At 49.8% G+C, this 3,944-nt stretch carries 2 protein-coding genes; both read right to left on the bottom strand.

Annotation, left to right across the window (positions count from 1 at the left end; all coding sequences use genetic code 11):
* Positions 1-2,563 (bottom strand): nitrite reductase large subunit NirB (gene nirB, locus Q0294_RS15235; RefSeq protein WP_366917981.1); only part of this gene is annotated, 2,563 nt, incomplete at its 3' end.
* 112 nt (positions 2,564-2,675) lie between these two features.
* Positions 2,676-3,944, bottom strand: a 1,269-nt coding sequence (locus Q0294_RS15230) for an MFS transporter (protein ID WP_299467147.1), incomplete at its 5' end; no start/stop codon positions are given.

Below are 3,944 nucleotides of genomic sequence, written 5' to 3'. Positions count from 1 at the left end.
CCACGACTCCTACCCGGATCCATTCGCGCGGTGGAACATTCAACTCTTCAGATTCATCATCGGGTGTCTTTTCAAGTGGTTTCAGGTCATCTAAGGGAATGAAGTCCGGTGCCCAGTCAACGGGGCGTTTTTGTCCGCGTTCCGATATGAGTTCTATCGAAGGTTGATGTTCTTCGGTATTCACGAATTGTTCAAATAGCCGTCTTTTCTCCGGATTATTGACGACCTCTTTCCATTCACAATGGTATGTATCGACCAGGGATTGCATCATGGCTTCGAGTTCTTCACAGATTCCCAGTTTGTCCTTGATGACAACCTCTCTTAAATAATCAATGCCCCCTTCCAGCTTTTCCAGCCAGGTTGCGGTCCGGGTCAGTTTATCTGCGGTCTGAATGTAAAACATCAGGAATCGATCCAGGTACTTAATACAGGTCTCTTCATCAAGGTCCGAGGCGAACAGGTCGGCATGTCTCGGTTTCGAGCCACCATTTCCGCAAATATACAGATTGTAGCCGTTTTCTGTTGCGATCAGCCCAAAGTCTTTGCTTTGCGCTTCCGCACATTCACGCACACAGCCTGAAACACCACCTTTGATTTTATGCGGCGCACGAATTCCACGATAGCGTTCTTCCAGACGAATTGCGAAACCAACGGAATCTCCTACTCCATACCGGCACCAGGTGGTGCCGACGCAACTTTTGACCGTTCGAAGAGCCTTGCCGTAGGCGTGCCCGCTTTCAAAACCGGCGTCGATCAGTTTTTCCCAGATACCAGGCAGATCATGCACCTCTGCACCGAACAAGTCAACGCGTTGCCCGCCGGTGATTTTGGTATAAAGCCCGTATTCACTGGCGACCTTTCCCAGCACGATCAGCTTTTCAGGAGTGATTTCGCCTCCCGGCACGCGCGGCACAACTGAGTAAAGTCCTCCGCGTTGCACATTGGCCAGAAAACGGTCATTCGTATCCTGCAGGTTTGCATGGTCGACAATATGCTCATTCCATAAACTGGCAAGAATGGATGCTACGGTTGGCTTGCAGACTTCGCATCCCGCGCCCGAACCACAGTCATCCAGAACGGCGGTAAAGGTTTTGAGTTTCTTGATTTTAATAATGTCGAATAGTTCTGTCCGCGAAAATTCGAAGTGCTCGCAGAGGTGATTGTTAACGGTAATGCCAGCGGCTTTCATTTCTGCTTTAAACAGATCCGTTACCAGAGGCATACATCCCCCACAGCCACTGCCGGCTTTGGTGCAGGCTTTAACTTGATCGACAGAAGTGAGACTCTCATCACGGATTGCCGCGCAGATCCGTCCTTTGGTGACATTGTTACAAGAGCAGATCTGCGCTTCATCGGGCATCTCTGCGGCGCTGCCTCCCGGGATTCCCCCACCAGAGCCGACTACCAGTTCATGCGGACTGCAGGGTAACAGGTCTTCGGATTTAGCAAGGATGGAGAGACTTCCATAATCGGAAGCGTCACCGATTAAAATACCCCCCAGCAGTCTGGTTCCTGCCGAATTGAAAACGAGTTTTTTGTAGACGCCTGCAAATGGATCTTCAAATGTGAGGCATTTGGTGATTTTTGGATCGGCTTCGTAATCACCAAAGCTGGCGACATCGACGCCCATCAATTTTAATTTGGTGGAAAGGTCACTGCCTTTGTATTGCAGGTCGACGTTACACAGGTTCGCTGCAGCGACTTCGGCCATCTGATAACCGGGAGCAACCAGGCCATAGACCATACCCGAATGTAAGGCGACTTCGCCGATCGCATAAATGTCGGGGTCGGAAGTCTGCAGAGAATCATTGACCAGAATTCCTCCGCGGTCTCCGACTTCAAGATCGCAGTCCCGTGCCAGCTCATCACGAGGACGGATACCGGCTGAGACAATAATCATATCGAGTTCCAGCTCTTCGCCATCCTGAAAACGAATTCCGGTGACTTTGGATTCTCCCAAAACTTCGTCAGTGGCTTTATTCAGATGGACTTGAACACCTAATTCTTCAATTTTCTGGACCAGTATTTTTGAGCCGGCGTCATCAATCTGCCGAGGCATGAGACGCGGGGCAAACTCCAGCACATGTGTTTCGAGTCCCAGATCCAGTGCTGCTTTGGCTGCTTCCAGGCCGAGGAGTCCGCCTCCAATCACGGCCGCCTTTTTGGAGTGTTTCGCATACTGAATGATCAACTCCAGATCATTGATCGTACGATAAACGAAGACCCCCCGGTTTTTGATCCCCGGTACGGTAGGCACAAACGGATAAGAGCCAGTTGCAATCACGACCTTATCGTAAGGGATCTCTTCGCCTTTTTGAGAACGGATGATTCTGTTTTGTCGGTCAATACTGACCGCTCGGTCTGCCAGGTGGAGATCGATGTTATTTTCCGCATACCATTCCCTGCGGGCCAGCATCAGTTTTTCTGCATCATGATGCGCGAAAAACTGTGTCAGTCCGACACGGTCATAAGCGGCCCGTGGTTCCTCACAAAAAGTGACGATCTTATATTCGTGTTGTTGATCTTTTTCGACGAGTTGCTCACAAAACCGTAAGCCCACCATGCCGTTGCCAATCACAACGACGGTTTTCTTTAGTTCAGAATTTCGCTGAATCACAGTGAATCCACCTTTAAATCAGAGCACTTTTGTTAAACGCAGGATCACGGTTCTCTGGCTAACTTCCCATTGAGGCCGCCAGTTCTTTCTCTCCATTTTTCAGAGTGACGGCCGAATCATAAGCCAGTCGCGCTTCTGTTTCCGTTTCTTCGTTAAAACGCACCAGAAAACTCAGAAAGGAACAGCCGGTGACAATCGCTCCCAGAATAAAGAGTGCTGTCGGCCAGTTGATGGCCTGGGTTTTGAAGAGAAAACCTGCAGCCACCGCCCCGGCGTTACCGCCGGCTCCGACAATCCCGGAAACTGATCCCAGGGCTTTGGGGTTGATAAACGGAACCACAGAATAAGTGGCCCCTTCAGACATTTGTACGAACAGGCTGAAGACAATCAGTGCCGGTAATGCCAGAGACAGGATACTCATCTGTGAAAAGAGCATGAGAGCGATCCCCTCACAGAAAATGGCGATAAATAACCATTTGACTCGGCCACTGAGCCCCCACTTTTGTCCAAAGCGGTCCCCAAAGACCCCGCCCAGAGTTCGGGCAAAAATATTCATCAAACCAAACATACCGGCAAACAGGCCTGCCATTTTGATGGCCCGCGCTGTCTCCATATTTTTGAAGTAATCAAAGTAATCCAGAAAATAGAGTGCTGCGACATTGTTGAGCGTGAGTTCAATTCCAAAGCAGGCACCATAAATAATGAACAATGCCCAGACACGATGATCTTTACATGCAGTTAAAAACGAACCTTTATGTTGTTCTTTCTGTGACAACTTTCCTGCGGCTCTCAGGTCTTTGAAATTGCCGTCCGGGGCGTCCTGAGTCAGAAAGAAATAAGCGACACCTGTTAAAGCACAAACCAGACCTGCCACGAACATGGATGCCCGCCACCCGACCGATTCGCTGAAGCCTAATACTCCAATAAACATGGCGAAAATAAGTGGCATCAGTATTTGTGTGACACCACCGCCGAGGTTCCCCCAGCCGGCGGTAGTGGCATTTGCTGTTCCCACACAATTGGGAGCAAACATGATTGATGTGTGATATTGTGTGATCACAAAGGATGCCCCGATCGCACCAATTGCAATTCGGAAAATCAGAAATGTGGTATAGTCATGGGCGAAACCAATTCCCATTACGGGAAGCGATCCCAGCAGCAACAGCCAGGTGTAAGTCAGACGGGGACCAATTTGATCACAGAGCCAGCCGATAAACAGGCGGGCGATCACGGTAATCGCCACCGAGCCGATGATGCACCATCCAATTTGATCTTTTGTGAGCAGCATTTCTTCCCGGACCACCTTCATTAAAGGGGCAATCCCGAA

The organism is uncultured Gimesia sp. (assembly GCF_937919775.1).
Taxonomy (GTDB): Bacteria; Planctomycetota; Planctomycetia; order Planctomycetales; family Planctomycetaceae; genus Gimesia.
The sequence above is the reverse complement of the archived record's forward strand: the minus strand, read 5'-3'. Positions and strand labels throughout refer to the sequence as shown.